The sequence below is a fragment of the Acinetobacter sp. GG2 genome, assembly GCF_000292385.1.
Lineage (GTDB): Bacteria > Pseudomonadota > Gammaproteobacteria > Pseudomonadales > Moraxellaceae > Acinetobacter > Acinetobacter seifertii.
Genome location: NZ_ALOW01000038.1, coordinates 1 through 15,657, shown reverse-complemented (window position 1 = coordinate 15,657; position 15,657 = coordinate 1). Strand labels below are relative to the sequence as shown.

The 15,657-nt window shown below is 39.5% G+C and carries 13 protein-coding genes and 1 pseudogene; 11 read left to right on the top strand and 3 right to left on the bottom strand.

Annotated elements, in window-relative coordinates; all coding sequences use genetic code 11:
- The first annotated feature begins 116 nt into the window (after positions 1–116).
- On the top strand, positions 117–1,838 hold the full coding sequence (locus B554_RS0113300; RefSeq protein ID WP_019458443.1) for a thiamine pyrophosphate-dependent enzyme: 1,722 nt from the start codon (positions 117–119) through the stop codon (positions 1,836–1,838).
- A gap of 220 nt (positions 1,839–2,058) precedes the next feature.
- Positions 2,059–3,720, top strand: a complete 1,662-nt coding sequence (ettA, locus tag B554_RS0113295) for an energy-dependent translational throttle protein EttA (RefSeq protein ID WP_004705132.1) — start codon at positions 2,059–2,061, stop codon at positions 3,718–3,720.
- A 42-nt stretch (positions 3,721–3,762) separates the two neighbouring features.
- On the opposite strand, the gene B554_RS0113290 is transcribed toward ettA, so the two are convergent.
- Positions 3,763–4,143, bottom strand: coding sequence for a tetratricopeptide repeat protein (locus B554_RS0113290; protein WP_019458442.1), 381 nt, complete (start codon positions 4,141–4,143; stop codon positions 3,763–3,765).
- Between the two features lie 369 nt (positions 4,144–4,512).
- Positions 4,513–4,627, bottom strand: a pseudogene (locus B554_RS19160) (hypothetical protein); the annotation flags it as partial.
- Between the two features lie 278 nt (positions 4,628–4,905).
- On the opposite strand from B554_RS19160, the gene B554_RS0113280 reads away from it, so the two are divergent.
- From B554_RS0113280 to B554_RS0113240, 8 genes are all read left to right on the top strand, one after another.
- The gene (locus B554_RS0113280) at positions 4,906–5,304 is read left to right on the top strand and encodes a cation efflux protein, CzcI-like (RefSeq protein ID WP_025465217.1); all 399 of its coding nucleotides are present in this window, start codon (positions 4,906–4,908) and stop codon (positions 5,302–5,304) included.
- A 230-nt stretch (positions 5,305–5,534) separates the two neighbouring features.
- Positions 5,535–6,152 carry a methyltransferase family protein gene (locus tag B554_RS0113270; RefSeq protein ID WP_019458439.1) on the top strand — a complete coding sequence of 206 codons (618 nt, stop codon included), beginning with the start codon at positions 5,535–5,537 and terminating at the stop codon, positions 6,150–6,152.
- A 138-nt stretch (positions 6,153–6,290) separates the two neighbouring features.
- Positions 6,291–6,464 carry a hypothetical protein gene (locus tag B554_RS18715; protein ID WP_019458438.1) on the top strand — a complete coding sequence of 58 codons (174 nt, stop codon included), beginning with the start codon at positions 6,291–6,293 and terminating at the stop codon, positions 6,462–6,464.
- A 197-nt stretch (positions 6,465–6,661) separates the two neighbouring features.
- The gene (locus tag B554_RS0113260) at positions 6,662–7,057 is read left to right on the top strand and encodes a cation efflux protein, CzcI-like (RefSeq protein WP_025465216.1); all 396 of its coding nucleotides are present in this window, start codon (positions 6,662–6,664) and stop codon (positions 7,055–7,057) included.
- 57 nt (positions 7,058–7,114) lie between these two features.
- On the top strand, positions 7,115–8,524 hold the full coding sequence (locus B554_RS0113255; protein ID WP_019458436.1) for a TolC family protein: 1,410 nt from the start codon (positions 7,115–7,117) through the stop codon (positions 8,522–8,524).
- Entirely contained in the window at positions 8,524–9,732 is a 1,209-nt protein-coding gene (locus B554_RS0113250) for an efflux RND transporter periplasmic adaptor subunit (RefSeq protein ID WP_019458435.1), read from the top strand. The genes B554_RS0113255 and B554_RS0113250 overlap by 1 nt, the downstream gene beginning before the upstream one ends.
- Entirely contained in the window at positions 9,722–12,880 is a 3,159-nt protein-coding gene (locus tag B554_RS0113245) for an efflux RND transporter permease subunit (protein WP_019458434.1), read from the top strand. Before B554_RS0113250 ends, B554_RS0113245 begins: the two co-directional genes overlap by 11 nt.
- Before the next feature lie 130 nt (positions 12,881–13,010).
- Positions 13,011–13,967 (top strand): cation diffusion facilitator family transporter, encoded by a 957-nt coding sequence (locus B554_RS0113240; protein ID WP_004705149.1) that lies wholly within the window; start codon positions 13,011–13,013, stop codon positions 13,965–13,967.
- An 18-nt stretch (positions 13,968–13,985) separates the two neighbouring features.
- Here the strand turns inward: B554_RS0113240 and B554_RS0113235 are convergent, their stop codons facing one another.
- Positions 13,986–14,324, bottom strand: a complete 339-nt coding sequence (locus tag B554_RS0113235; protein ID WP_019458433.1) for a membrane protein — start codon at positions 14,322–14,324, stop codon at positions 13,986–13,988.
- A 273-nt stretch (positions 14,325–14,597) separates the two neighbouring features.
- Between B554_RS0113235 and B554_RS0113230 the strand changes: the two genes are divergently transcribed.
- Positions 14,598–15,545 carry a hypothetical protein gene (locus B554_RS0113230; protein ID WP_019458432.1) on the top strand — a complete coding sequence of 316 codons (948 nt, stop codon included), beginning with the start codon at positions 14,598–14,600 and terminating at the stop codon, positions 15,543–15,545.
- The last annotated feature ends 112 nt before the right edge of the window (positions 15,546–15,657 follow it).

Here is a 15,657-nt window from a genome sequence, read left to right as displayed (position 1 = left end):
TTTACATGATGTTGAGAGAACGCCACAAAAACTTACTGGCAGTCTGAACCTTGCAAGAACACTATAAAAAGCAAAAGTAATTCAATTCATGATAAAAAAGCTGGAGAAGTGAAGTAATGAGTACTCAAAAAGTATCTGACATTATCATTGAGGTGCTGGAGCAAGCAGATGTTCAACGTTGCTACGGTATTGTGGGTGATACCTTAAACCATGTCACCGACTCCATGTCTAAGAGTAAAATTGAATGGATTCATGTGCGCCACGAAGAGGTTGGTGGCTTTGCAGCAGGTACGGATGCTTTACTCAGTGGTCACTTAACGGCATGTGCAGGATCTTGTGGGCCAGGGAGTCTGCACTTTATTAATGGTTTGTATGAATCGCATCGTAATCGTGCCCCAGTCATTTTGATTGCAAGCCAGATTTCCACCGAGATGGCCGGATTTATCGACTTTCCACAATATGTCGATTTTAAATCGGTTTATGCCAAAAATTCGGTTTTCTGTGAAGAAATAACCCAACCTTCACAAGCCAGACATATTATGAGTATGGCTTGTCAGGCTGCACTGACCAAGCGTGGTGTCGCCGTAGTCATTGTTCCTGCGAATATCAGTGAAGCGTCAGCTGAAGCAGGTCTACCTTTTGTACCACGCCAAACAGATCCCGATATTTTGCCGAGTAAATCTGAGCTCAAACAGATTGTTGATCTGATTTCACAGCATCAAAAAATTGGAATTTATGCAGGGGCAGGATGTGAGGGTGCGCATGACCAACTGGTGGCTTTTGCAGAGAAGTTAAAAGCTCCCGTAGCACATACTTCCCGTGCCAAAGATTTTGTCGAATATGACAATCCATACAATATGGGTATGACAGGTATTTTTGGTAATAAAGCGGGTTATCACACCCTTATGGATTGTGATTTACTAATTTTACTGGGTGCCGATTTTGCATGGGCACAGTACTATCCAAGTCATGCCAGAATCTTGCAAATTGATATTGATCCGACTCATTTGGGGCGACGCCATCCAATTACATTGGGTGCCGTGGGTAAAATTTCATCGACGCTCGATGCTTTATTGCCACTACTTGAAACACGTCATGAGCGTGACTTTCTAGATCATTGTCTTGCGCTGAAACATCAGAGTGATGAAACACGTCATAACGAAGAACGGGTAGGTAAAGATGGGCTGATCCATCCACAATATCTAGTTTCGCTACTTAACCGCTATGCAGATCAGGATGCAATTTTCTTCGGAGATGGTGGTTCACCGATGGTATGGGTATTAAGACATATTGACGTCAATGGTAAACGTCGAACCTTTACCAGCTTATTACATGGCACTATGGCCAATGCCATGCCACAAGCACTTGGAGCACAAAAAGCATTCCCGAATCGCCAGATTATTGCATTGTGCGGAGATGGTGGCTTAGCCATGTTACTGGGAGACCTGCTCACTACAATTCAGGAAAAATTACCCATCAAGATTGTGGTATTTAACAATAGTTCGTTGAATTTTGTAGAGCTTGAACAAAAAGTTGAAGGGTTGCTTGACCATTATACTGATTTGCTCAATCCTGATTTTGGTCAACTTGCCAATGTTATTGGGTTACATGGGCAAACAATAAAGCATGGCGACGGATTGGAGCAGGCAGTTGAGAGTTTTTTAAAACATGATGGCCCAGCTTTACTCGATGTTCATACCAATCCGATGGAACTGGTAATGCCGCCAGATCCTAACCTGAATCAGGTTTCATCAACCTCACTCTATGCAATTAAAGCATTAATGTCGGGTCGGGTAGATGATGTTAAAAACTTATTAGTCAATAATTTCATTAAATAAATCTATGTAAATCAGTTCAACTCTCCGCATTCTGATAAGTGAAAAATGCATGATTCAAGGTCATGCATTTTTTATATCAGGAAACAATTTTGACGACATTTATCAGTCATAAAAACCGATTAAACTCAATCACGCCTTATTTTTTTGCCGCGTTCAGCATATAATAGCTACTATTTTTCGCTCATTGCGATCTGTTGGTTTTTCAATTGAGGAGTCCTGCGTGGCCCAATATATTTATACGATGAACCGAGTGTCTAAGATGGTTCCGCCAAAGCGCGAAATCTTAAAAGACATCTCTTTATCATTTTTCCCGGGTGCCAAAATTGGTGTTCTCGGTTTGAACGGTGCGGGTAAATCTACCTTGCTTCGTATTATGGCTGGCGTAGATAAAGATTTCTCAGGTGAAGCTCGTGCACAACCTGGAATTAAAATCGGCTATTTAGAGCAAGAGCCGCCACTTGATCCAACTAAAGACGTTCGTGGTAACGTTGAAGATGGCGTACGTGAAGCTTTAGATGCTTTAGAACGTCTAGATCAGGTATTTGCAGAATATGCAGACCCAGATGCAGATTTTGATGCGCTTGCAAAAGAGCAGGAAAAATTAGAATCAATTATCCATGCTTGGGATGCGCACAACCTAAATAACCAGCTTGAAATCGCGGCAGATGCCTTGAACCTTCCAGCTTGGGATGCAGATGTAACATTACTTTCAGGTGGTGAACGTCGTCGTGTAGCGCTTTGTCGTTTATTGCTTTCTAAGCCGGACATGCTTCTTCTTGACGAACCGACGAACCATTTGGATGCAGAGTCTGTATCTTGGTTAGAGCGTTTCTTGAAAGATTTCCCTGGCACAATCGTTGCGATTACGCATGACCGTTATTTCCTTGATAACGTTGCCGAGTGGATCTTGGAGCTTGACCGTGGGCATGGTATTCCTTACCAAGGTAACTACTCTTCTTGGTTAGAACAGAAAAATGCTCGTTTAGAACAAGAGCAGAAACAAGAAGAATCTTTTGCTAAAGCATTGAAAAAAGAACTTGAATGGGTTCGTTCAAATGCGAAGGGTCAGCAAAAGAAAAACAAAGCACGTATGGAACGTTTTGAAGAGCTTAACTCTAAAGAATTCCAACAACGTAATGAAACGTCTGAAATCTATATTCCACCTGGCCCGCGTTTGGGTAATAAAGTTGTGGAAGTGGAAGGCATCAGCAAATCATTCGATGGTCGCTTGTTGTACGAAAACTTAACGTTTACCGTACCTCCAACAGCTATTGTGGGTATCGTTGGTCCAAACGGTGCGGGTAAAACCACTTTATTCCGTATGATGACTGGCGAACAGCAACCGGATACAGGTACTGTGACTTTAGGTGAGTCGGTTAAAGTGGCTTACGTAGGTCAGATTCGTGACACCTTGGATAACAATAAAACGGTTTGGGAAGAAGTTTCTGGCGGTTTAGATATCCTAAAAATTGGTGATTACGAAATCGCATCACGTGCTTATATTGGTCGCTTTAACTTTAAAGGCCAAGATCAGCAAAAACGTGTAGGTGAATTGTCTGGTGGTGAACGTAACCGTTTACAACTTGCGAAGATCTTACAGATGGGCGCAAACGTGATCTTACTGGATGAGCCATCGAACGACTTGGATATTGAAACTTTACGTGCGCTTGAGGATGCAATTCTTGTGTTCCCAGGCACGGTAATGGTGGTATCGCATGACCGTTGGTTCCTTGACCGTATTGCAACGCACATCTTGTCATTTGAGAACGAACAGCCAGAATTCTACACTGGTAACTATGCAGAATATGAAGCTTACCGTCAGTCACGTTTAGGCGAAGATGCATCTCAAAAACGTACGAAATACAAAAAGATTACGGGTTAATTATCCGTAAATGAAAAACCAGCCTAAGGGCTGGTTTTTTTATTAGAAGGCGAGTTTACTAAAGGCTTCTTGTAGGCAGCGTTCAGCGTCGGGATGACCTTGGCTTGCTGCTTTGTTTAACCACTTTTCAGCTTCAGTGTAGTTTTTATCTAAACCAAATTGACCGTTTAAATAGCCAATACCCAGTTTAAAGGAAGCATCGGCGTTACCTCTTAAAGCTGCACGAAGATAACACCACATTGCATTGCGGTCATTTGGGGTAATATCTAACCAATTTTGCATACGCTCATGATCTTGTAGGGCTAACTCTTCAAAACGTAAGCCTTGCTCAATTTCATCCTCAGCTTGCGAATGCATATCGGTGGGTAAGTTTTCAAAGGCAAACAAGTGATTAAGCCCATGTTTGATTGTTTTCATATCCATGATAGTCTCCCCTTGTTCCTCAATTTGATTGAATTGACTCACACTTTTAAGCTAGTCCCTTATACAGAAATCTTATGTTTTATTTTGTAAATGTGATATAGCGCATTTGGATGAAAAATGATGAGGTTTTAGCTTACATAAAAGTTACACGTGTTTTTACGCTTAGCGAAATTACAATAGAAATAGCGGTGTTCCTAAGTAAAGCTAGAATTTTTAAAATTAGAAAATAAGTTTAATGAAGTTAAAAAAATTTTTAAGAAAATTTATAAATATCAAACAAAAGAAATTTTTTTAAACAAAACCAGTTTAAGAACGAGTTGTTCACTATTAAGGAAATTTCTACTTAGTAAAGTCACCTCTTAAATCTGATCATATAAGAGAGGGTGCTACTGTGACTACATAAATGCCATTGCTAAAGAATAAAGTGCCATACGTGTTACACGTTTAAACGTATTTCATCTTTTTGCTGTAATGCGATCTTAAAGTTTTTAAATTATCCGCTCGGCTTTTAAGGTATTAGTGGTTTGCTAAACTTACTGTTTTGCAACTAATTGATGTGAAAGGATATAAAAGCGGCATTTATAATTTTTACAATTAGGCAGTATTTTTTCAAATCCTAATTTTTAGATTTTTAGCCACGAAAGAAAATTTAGGAACAATTTGATTTACAAGAACTGAACCTATAAATCAAGATTCTGTAATTTTATTACATGTAGATTGCCTGCTATAGTGACTTTGTGCAATTTACGTCATGGTGTACCGTTGGCACGTTCTACAGTTTTTATGTCCGTCTTGTTTAGTTTGTTTATATTCCAAAGCTTATGGAATGTGGCAGCAGCATTTTGTGTGCATGAAAATAGGGGAACAGCATTACAACATTTTGGTCATCATGCAGATTTAAATGTGTATCAATCTTCAGACCATATGCAGACTGAACATGTTGGTATTGTAGAAAATTCTGATAATGCTCCACTAAGTTGGCAAGATCATCATGATCATTTACCTTCATGTTTTCATGTAGTCATGACTGATAACGCCAAACAGGCTCAAGAACCTGTTGTATATGTACATGAGCGTTCACAAGTCTATTACTGGTCTAATTTTTATCAGTCTCCGTATCTTGGAGACTTAAATCCCCCTCCTGTTTTAACCCCGCTATAGGTGGGGTAGCCGAAAAATAACCCACTAGAAATTTATTTATTTCAAAGGGTTAATTGTATGTGTAAACAAGGTACGGTAGTCCTCTATGTGGATTACTCATTTAGATATTCACGTCTTTATTCTAATCAAAAGGCAGAATATAAGTTTCCATCAAATTTTTCTGAAGAACAGAAATATCATCTAAACAAAACAGTTACCTTGTCTCTGAGTATTCACAGTGATGGGGGATTATGGAAATGAATATTTTATTTTCCCCCCGTGTTCGAACTGTGAGTTCCAGAGTTATTGGTTTTGTTTTGGCTATTATTCTCGCTTTAAGTTTCAGCAAATGGCATTTTCAGGCGGCATTTGTAGAACATATCTTATGGGTTTTTGGATGGCTATTTGTTGGTATCGGAGTAATGGGAAGAATATGGTGCAGTCTTTACATTTCCGGATTTAAAAATGCCAAGTTAGTGACTGACGGCCCATATTCTTTGTGTAGGAATCCCCTATATCTGTTTAGCTATTTGGGAGGACTCGGAATCATGTTGATTACTGAGACTTTCATTTTTCCCATATTATTCACGCTGTATTTCTTCTGTTATTACCATTATGTCATAAGCCAAGAAGAAGCTTTTTTAAGTGAAAAATATGGAACAGCATATACAGATTATGTAAAGACAATTCCCCGTTTTTTACCCAGTTTCCAGAATTTTAAAGAACCAGATTTTTATCAAGTCTCACCAAAGCACTTTCGTATTTTTTTGACTCAAGTCGTTTGGTTTATCTGGATTGCTGCGTTGGTCCAACTTTTTGATGAGCTGCGATCGCATGGTGTTCTTCCTTCATTATTTAGTTGGTTCTAGTAAAAAGTGAAATGTGCATGCTTTTCAAAGAATCGGAAGATTGTACTGAATTGATGAATCGAGGCATGCAAAAAAATTATATGTATTTAAGGATTAACTCCTTCAATACATTCGGAATATTTAGATTAGGTGATTATGATGTTAATTAAATTAAATATAAAATCGGCTTTGATGGTTCTATTTCTTTCAACGAGTTTGGCTCATGCTGATGGAGGATTAATATTCCTCGAAAAGAATATTAAGTCTCAGCAAGAAACAAAAGCTAAAACAGAAAAAAGTAAGAATCATCATTTAACATGTAAACGTAAATAATTTTTATTTTTGCAGAAAGCTAATTATTTAATAATTAGCTTTCTAGCTATAAAGATAAACATTTTTAATGGCTTATTTATCTTTAATCCAAGTTATTCGGTATTGTTTCTATGTTGGCCTTCAGAGATGTAATTTTATTACATGCGATGAGCCTGCTATAGTGCCCTTGTTCAACTTTTTAGTTTAATGGTGTGCTGTTGCCACGTTCTGCACTTTTCATGTCCGTCTTGTTCTGTTTGCTCATATTCCAAAGTTTATGGAATGTGGCAGCGGCATTCTGCGCCCATGAAAATCAGGAAAAAGCATTGCATCATTTTGGTCATCATGCAGCGTTGAATTATGAAATTTCACAGCATAGCCATACTGAAAAGACTGACGTCGCAGGGACCACTCACAAAGCTCCTTTGAACTTGTCTGATCATCATGATCATTTACCTTCATGTTTTCATGTTGTGATTGTAGAAGCGCAAGAAAAAATTGTTTCACCGTTAATGCGATCATCTGAGCTCAAACAACAATACTATTGGTCCAATTCTTATAAGTCCCCTCATATCTCTAAACAAGATCCGCCTCCTGTTTTAACCCTGCTATAGGTGGGGTAGCCGAAAATTAGCCCACCAGAAATATTATTTATTTCATAGGGTTATTTTATGTCTATTTTTTTATACGAAAAACGTTTCGTTAGTCTGAGTTCATCTTGGGTACTTAAATCATTAGTTGTTGCTGTTGCACTTTCAGCTAGTGTGATAACAACTGCTGCTAGTTCAAATCAAAATCTTGCTGAGAACACTCAAGCGCAGCGCGTACAGAATGTTTTAACGTTCGACCAAGTACTTGATCAGGTTAAGCAGTTTCAGACTCAAACAGGAATTTGGCAAGCTCAACAAGATATTGCAGACAGTAATATCAAGCAGAGCCAGCTATGGGAAAATCCTACTGTTTCAGTACAGCAAACGGGTTTTAACTCTGGAAAAGATCAGGAGCTTGAACTTGGTATCTCCCAAAAGCTAGATATTTTTGGTGTACGCTCCGCGGCAAAAAAACTAGCAACTGTCCAGCAAAATCAAGTTGAGTTAAATCAGGTTTTATATGAGGCTCAGCTGAAGCTGGCTGTTAAATATTTATGGTCACAAGTATCAATTTTAGAGCTTCAACATGAGGTTGCAAAAGCTCAGTTAAGAACAAGTCAAAACTTTCTTGATGCTACGCGTTTACGCTTTCAAGCAGGCAGTATTGCTCAGGTTGATTTAGACCGGACTTTAATGACGCATGTTGAAAATCAGCGTTTATATCAAGAAGTTGAATTATCACTGAGTAGTGCCAAACGAAAACTGGCGAACTTATGGGGTGAGACGGAAGATAACTTCACGTTACGTCCAGATATCAAAAGTGCGTGGCCTTTAAAAAATGAAGGTGATATCGATCAATACTTAAAACAGAATTTGTTAGAACAGTCCATGCGGCTTCAAGCAATACAGCAAAATTCTGAAATTAATTATTTAAAAGCAAAAAATCGCCCTACGCCTACGGTAAATATGGGTGTGGTTCGTAGTAAAACTGCAGATACAAATAGTACTGAAAATCAGATTCGAGTAGGTATTGCAGTTCCCTTAAACATTTTTAATCGTCAACAATATGCCTTGAAAATTGCTCAAAGCAAACTTGACTTAATTGCCCAGCAGCAAAGTTTTTATAAAAAGCAAAGCTTAGATTCTATACGCACCTTACAGTACGAGTTGGCTGGTTTAAAGCAGCAATATAACTTGATGAATGAACAGCAGATTCCTTTATCAGAAACGGTACAGGAGAAAATGTTGCTTGGTTTCAAAGTCGGTAAATTTGCAATTACTGATGTTCAGCAATCTACCTTGCAATTACAAGAACAACGGTTGAAAAAAGTTCAACTACTTAAATCTGCTTGGCAAAAAGCAATCGAGGCAGAAAGTTTAGCTCTCGGGATCGATCCTAATATGGTGATGGCTGGAGATGCATTAAATCAAATTAATCAAAATTTATGGCAAGACACTTATAAGTTGCCGACAGTTGGAGGGGCAGAGTAATGTCAGTTAAAAAAATGAAAAACCAATGGCTTATTGCTATTTTGCTCCTGATAGTCTGTCTTGTTATAAGTGCTTGGTTATTTTTCTCAGGGAAAAAACAGCCTAATACTGAGAAAAGTGAAGAAGGACATACAGAAGGTGAAGCAGGCCATAGTGAGTCTGAAAAAGAGGAAGGAAGTTTAAATCTGACTTCTAAGCAACTGGTTGAATATGGTGTGAAGTTAGAGCAAGTAGGGCGTGGGGAGGTTGAGCAGAGCCTCTCTTATCCTGCCAAACTTGTCGTAAATACAGACCAGCAAGCACATGTCTCTTCTACTTTTTCTGCACGAGTGGATAGTGTAAATGTTGCGCTGGGACAACAAGTTGAAAAGGGTCAGGCGCTTGCGACTTTATTTGTACCAGATTTGGTCGATCAACAAGCTAACTTAAGCATGGCACAAGAAGCACTCACATTAGCTCAGCAAGATTATCAACGTGAAAAGCAATTGTGGGAACAAGGTGTTTCAGCACGTCAAGATTATCAGCGTGCTTACAATGCTTATCGTCAGGCACAAATTCAGGTACAAGCTGCAAATAGCCGTTTAAGTGCCTTGGGAGCGAATCGTTCAAGTAGCGGTCGATATGTTTTAACGGCGCCTTTAAGTGGTGTAATTAGTAATAAAGATATCGTTATTGGTGAGCAAATTGGCCCTGAAAAACAATTATTTGTGATTGATCGCCTAGATCAGCTATGGGTTGAGTTTGTGTTACCAAGTACAAATACCAATATTCAGCCTAATCAGGAAATTGAATTTAAATCACTGCAAACGAACAATATTTTCAAAGCGCAGGTACAAAGTTTAACTTCAGAAGCGGATAGTCAAACTGGTCGATTACAGGTTCGTGCCAAGGTGCTGACACCTTCAAAAGAATTACGTCCTAACTTAATGGTCAACGTGTTACTGAAACAAAATAATGCAGCGACGGTATTACGGGTTAACAAGGCAGCGGTACAACAGATTGATGGGAAGAATGTGGTCTTTGTTGCAAAACAGGAGAAAGACAAAATTCATTTCGCTCCAGTTGCCGTAGAGTTAGGCAATTATTCTTCAGATGCAGAATGGGTCGAGGTTAAATCCGGAATTACTGAAAAACAACAATATGTAACTCAAGGTAGTTTCTTGCTCAAGTCCGAACTAGAAAAAGGGGAGGCTGAGCATGGACATTAATAAACCTGATTTGCCAGAGGCTGAAGGTTTGTTTGATCGGATCATTCAGTTTTCAATTAAAAATGCTATCTGGGTCATGATGTTTGTCATTGCTTGGATTGGTGTCGGAATTTATAGCTACCAAAAACTTTCAATTGATGCCGTGCCGGATATCACCAATGTACAGGTACAAATCAATAGTCAGGCAAATGGTTTTACAGCACCAGAAGTTGAGCAAAGGATTACTTATCCGATTGAAAATGCCATGTCCGGCATTCCAAATCTGGAGCAGACGCGTTCAATTTCCAGATATGGTCTTTCTCAGGTCACGATTATCTTTAAAGATGGTACCGACATTTACTGGGCAAGACAGTTAATTAACCAGCGTTTACAAGAAGCTAAGAGTGCTTTACCCGATAGCATTGACCCACAAATGTCTCCAATTTCAACTGGACTGGGTGAGATTTATCAATGGGTGGTAAAAGCAGAGCCAAATGCCAAAAAAGCAGATGGTTCAGCCTATAGCGCGATGGATCTACGTGAAATTCAAGACTGGATTATTCGTCCTCAGTTACAACGCGTACAAGGGGTAGCCGAGGTTAATAGTATTGGTGGATATAACAAAACCTATGTGGTTTCACCAGATCTGACGCGGTTACAGCAGTTGCAGATTCCACTCACTGACTTACAGGATGCGCTTCAAAATAACAATGAAAACCGCGGTGCTGGATTTATTGAAGAGAATGGTCAGCAACTCACAGTTCGTGTTCCGGGTATGCTGACGTCGATACAAGACATTCAGAATGTTACGGTCGCAACTAAAAACGGTTTACCTATACGGGTTGCTGATGTGGCTTCAGTATCGATTGGTCATGACTTGCGTACTGGTGGTGCTACCTATAATGGACAGGAAACTGTTTTAGGTATCGCCATGATGATGATGGGTGAAAACAGTAAAACCATTGCTAAAGCGATTGATCAGAAAGTTCAAGAAATTCAAAAATCACTCCCACAGGGTGTTGTGATTGAAACAGTCTATGATCGTAGTAGTCTCGTAGATAAAGCGATTAAAACGGTAGCCAAAAATTTGATTGAAGGGGCGATTTTAGTCATTGTTATCCTTTTCATTTTTTTAGGAAACTTTCGCGCTGCTTTAATCACCGCTTGTATTATTCCCTTGGCAATGCTTTTTACCTTAACGGGTATGGCAGAACAAAAAATCAGTGCTAACCTCATGAGCTTAGGAGCTTTAGACTTCGGGATCATTGTGGATGGGGCAGTTGTTATTGTTGAAAACTGTATTCGGCGTTTAGCTGAAGCACAGCATTTAAAAGGTCGTTTATTAACACGTTCAGAACGTTTTACAGAGGTCTTCCTTGCAGCTAAACAGGCACGACGCCCACTAATATTTGGTCAGATCATCATTATGGTCGTGTACCTACCAATTTTTGCTCTGACAGGCGTAGAAGCAAAAATGTTCCATCCTATGGCAATGACCGTTGTCCTAGCGCTATTGGGAGCAATTATTTTATCTGTGACCTTTGTGCCGGCAGCTGTCGCTTTGTTTGTTACGGGTGAAGTGAAGGAAAAAGAAAGCCGTTGGATGATGACCTTGAAAAAAGGTTATGCAGGCTTACTCGATAAAGCATATGCCTTCCGATATGTTGTTGTCACAGCAGCGGTCAGCATCTTGATTTTAACAAGTGCAGTTGCAACAAGAGTAGGAAGTGAGTTCGCGCCTCAGTTAAGTGAAGGTGATTTTGCATTGCAACTCATGCGTGCACCGAGTACTGGTATCGAGGAATCACTTAAGATTCAGGAGAATGTGGAAAAGCAGTTATTGAAAGCTTTTCCCGAAATTAAAGCCATTTTTGCAAGAACAGGAACGGCCGAGGTTGCTACGGATGTGATGCCTCCTAATATTTCTGATGGTATCGTGCTATTAAAACCACACGATCAGTGGCCAAACCCTAAAGAAACAATAGATGAATTGCGTGCCAGAATGCTGCAATTCGTGAACCAGATTCCTGGTAATAACAGTGAATTCTCACAACCAATTGAACTACGTTTTAATGAGCTTATTTCAGGTGTACGTAGTGATATTGGCGTGAAAGTTTTTGGGGACGATATGCAGGTCCTCAATCAGGAAGCAGAGAAAATAGCTCAACAATTACGTAGTATTCAAGGTGCTAGTGAAGTCAAAGTTGAACAGACTGACGGTTTGCCATTACTGAATGTAGATGTTGATCACGCATTGGCTGCCCAATACGGATTATCAGTTAAATCGATTCAGGATATTGTCGCTGCCAGCATTGGTGGGCAGAGTGTAGGACAAATTTTACAGGGTGATAGACGTTTCGATTTTGTGATCCGCCTACAGGAAAACATGCGTACACCTCAACAGCTCGCACAATTACCAATTCGCTTACCAAATGGAGGTCTGATTCAGTTACAAGACGTCGCAAAGGTTGAGAATATTTTAGGTCTTGCTCAAGTAAGTCGTGAAAATGGTAAACGCCGTGTTGTTGTGACAGCAAATGTGCGTGATCGGGACCTTGGGTCTTTTGTACAAGAAATGCAAGGCAAGCTATCACAGCAAAAGCTACCTAGTGGTTATTGGTTAGGCTATGGCGGACAGTTTGAAAATCTTGCTTCTGCTACTGCAAGAATGCAAATCGTCGTACCTATGGCACTCATCATGATCTTTGTGTTGCTGATGGCTGTATTTAGCAATTTTAAAGATAGCTTACTGGTATTTAGTGGTGTTCCTTTCGCTTTATCCGGTGGACTAGTAGCTTTATGGTTGAGGGATATTCCACTTTCCATGTCTGCTGGGGTCGGGTTCATCGCTTTATCGGGTGTTGCTGTATTGAATGGTCTGGTCATGCTCACATTTATTAAAGAGCTAAGAACAACTTTAGATGTTCATGCGGCAACTTGGAAAGGAGCGGTATTACGATTACGTCCAGTATTAATGACAGCATTCGTAGCTTCACTTGGTTTCATTCCGATGGCCTTAGCGACAGGAACCGGAGCAGAAGTACAACGACCTTTGGCAACGGTTGTAATTGGTGGCATTATTTCATCTACGATATTAACTTTGGTTTTATTACCAGTGATTTACCGATGGATGAATGAAAGCAAAGCAAAAAGCGCTGAGCATTCATAATGTCATCGTTTTGAGATATCTTTTTTGATGACAGCGTCAATTCAAAAAAGTGTTTGAAAGAGGTAAAAGTAAAATGTATCTATCGTTACTTTTACCTCTCCATAAAGATAAATAATAAGGAGTCCGCAAAATGGGTGGACAACATGGTCATGATCATAGTCATGCTGTAGTGACTGAAGGTAATGCTAAGAAATTAATGATTGCTTTGGCACTGACTTCAACATTTTTAATTGTTGAAGTCGTAGCTGGTTTAATCACGCAAAGTTTGGCATTACTCTCCGATGCCGCGCATATGTTTACTGATGCTGCTGCTCTGGCAATTGCTTTGGTTGCAATTCAGATTGCGAAGCGCCCAGCCGATAATAAACGTACTTTTGGTTATCAGCGCTTTGAAATTCTGGCTGCATTATTTAATGCGCTTATGCTTTTCGTGGTGGCGATTTATATTTTATATGAAGCTTATATCCGCTTCTCTAAGCCACCTGAAATTCAAAGTGTGGGCATGCTCATTGTAGCAACCATTGGTTTGGTGATTAACCTCATCTCAATGAAAATCCTTATGTCGAGTGCCAATAACAGCTTAAATGTGAAAGGTGCTTATTTAGAGGTTTTGAGTGATGCGCTAGGCTCGGTTGGCGTTATTATTGGTGCAGTTGTTATTTATTTCACCAACTGGTACTGGGTCGATACGATTATTGCGGTATTGATTGGTTTTTGGGTATTACCAAGAACATGGGTTTTACTTAAACAAAGTATCAATATTTTGCTCGAAGGTGTACCCGAAGAAGTCGATATCGAAAAGTTACGTGCTGATTTACTGTCTTTAAATGGTGTTGAAAGTATTCACCAACTCAAGGTATGGGCAATTACTTCTAAAAACATCCATTTAACCGTGCATTTATTTGCACCTGACGCTGACCGTACTAAGCTCTATCAAGATGCTGTTGAAATGCTTTCCCATGAGCATGGTATTGGCGAAGTGACATTGCAAATTGAAGATGATGCCGAGATCAATTGCCAGCATATTGCTCAACATGCTTCACATGAACATGATGAGACTGACAAAGAACATTCACATCAGCACTAAGCTGATGTGAATACTTTTTTAAATTTCCCATTCGTGATTGCAGTCACGACATTTCCAGTATTTTTGTGACTGCATAAATGCTTGCATAGACAATTTAAAGTCCGGCAGATCACGCCAGAACATAAAACCTGCCCCTAAAGTCACAACAAAAACAACGACCGTTGCAATTTGTAGAGAAGTGCCTGCACCATTGCCAAAAATCCACATAAAAATACTAATCACTACCAAAAGTAATAGTACAAAAATGGCAGGAACTAAAATCACTAAGCTCTTAGGCACAATAGGCTTGGCACTGTTAACACCTTGGCTTACAGGCATAATTTTAACACTTTGACATTGAGGGCAACGATATTGCATGACAGCTCCACATTAAATTTGAATCTATTCTAACGGAAATGCAGAGAAAGGAAAAAATTTGTAGGGCTTTAGAAAAGTGATGTGAAAAAGAGATATAAAATACTTTTTTGAAACAAGCATATATAAAAAAATGATGATTTATGCGTACACATAAAAGTTAAAATAATACTGTAGAGCATGCTAATCTAGATAAAAACCAAGTGTGTTCAACACTGGAAATGAGCTGAAAAGCTGATTAATAGGATGCGAAAGAAATATAAAAAGGAGAGGGACTTGGGTCAAGAAGATGACAATAAGTCGGAGCCTATAACGACATCAACAGTTTCAGGGGCCCCTGACCCTATAAAACTGTCATTCTCACGCCGATTGCTGCATAAGACCTTGCAACATGCTCATGATGCAGTTGGCTTTGCTAGTGATACGACACGTAATCTTGCAGAGGTAGCAGATGCAGCTTTAGATGCTTTAGACCATGTAACAACTCATACAAAGCGAGGGGTTGTTGGCATGACCAATCTGGCAGCTGGAACTGTTAGAGACATGGTGTCTGAAACGAGCGAAACTGCACGGCAAGTTGCCTTAATCATGGCACGTACCTTTTTAGGTAAAAGTACGCTGAATTTATATTTGCCTGAAATGCTGTTAAACAGTCAAATTCGTAAACGAATAGATCGTTCAGAAATTGATGATATTAAAGTTCAATGTGGCAATGATCGATTTCAGGTTGAAATAGATGGACACTATCACCGTTTCATATATCGGCTTAGTTTAGATTTCCGTGTGTTGGAATGTCGAATTGGGCAAGAAAAATTTTTACGCTTACGCCAAATGGATGAAAGTTTAGATGTGCAAATTCGTCATGGGGGAACTTTGTCGAATTGGGCTGTGCGTCGAATTGGACGAGTTGGTTTTGAAGTGATTAACATGTTGCCTATACCATCACTGATTAATCATTTGATTCGTGATATTCCAGGCATTCAGCGTGATGGTCACCGTATGTGGTTTATTGACCTTGAACAGGCCGGATTTATTGACTTCATTAATAACCGTTCATGGATGGTCGAGAAGCTTTTAAACTTAACCGACTTTAGTATTTTACCGGGACTTAATATTTTGAGAGAAAGCCGTGAGCTTGTACAGCAATTGGTAGATCAGTTCGAAATAAAAGGTTTGCGAGTTCAATCAGGTCGTCTTGAAGTCCAAGTTGGAATCGCGAATTAAATTAAAATTATGGAAAGCTGGTTGATGATCAGCTTTCTTATTGTCTAGATAAGAAAAAAACCACTGTCATTATGCAGTGGCTTTTTAGAATTTGGCGTCCCTACGGGGATTC

Bases quoted from the DNA above. Each gene is read 5' to 3' on its own strand.
- B554_RS0113300 (WP_019458443.1), top strand. From the start codon at position 117: ATGAGTACTCAAAAAGTATCTGACATTATCATTGAGGTGCTGGAGCAA.
- B554_RS0113290 (WP_019458442.1), bottom strand. From the start codon at position 4,143: ATGGATATGAAAACAATCAAACATGGGCTTAATCACTTGTTTGCCTTT.
- B554_RS0113270 (WP_019458439.1), top strand. From the start codon at position 5,535: ATGGAAATGAATATTTTATTTTCCCCCCGTGTTCGAACTGTGAGTTCC.
- B554_RS18715 (WP_019458438.1), top strand. From the start codon at position 6,291: ATGTTAATTAAATTAAATATAAAATCGGCTTTGATGGTTCTATTTCTT.
- B554_RS0113255 (WP_019458436.1), top strand. From the start codon at position 7,115: ATGTCTATTTTTTTATACGAAAAACGTTTCGTTAGTCTGAGTTCATCT.
- B554_RS0113250 (WP_019458435.1), top strand. From the start codon at position 8,524: ATGTCAGTTAAAAAAATGAAAAACCAATGGCTTATTGCTATTTTGCTC.
- B554_RS0113245 (WP_019458434.1), top strand. From the start codon at position 9,722: ATGGACATTAATAAACCTGATTTGCCAGAGGCTGAAGGTTTGTTTGAT.
- B554_RS0113240 (WP_004705149.1), top strand. From the start codon at position 13,011: ATGGGTGGACAACATGGTCATGATCATAGTCATGCTGTAGTGACTGAA.
- B554_RS0113235 (WP_019458433.1), bottom strand. From the start codon at position 14,324: ATGCAATATCGTTGCCCTCAATGTCAAAGTGTTAAAATTATGCCTGTA.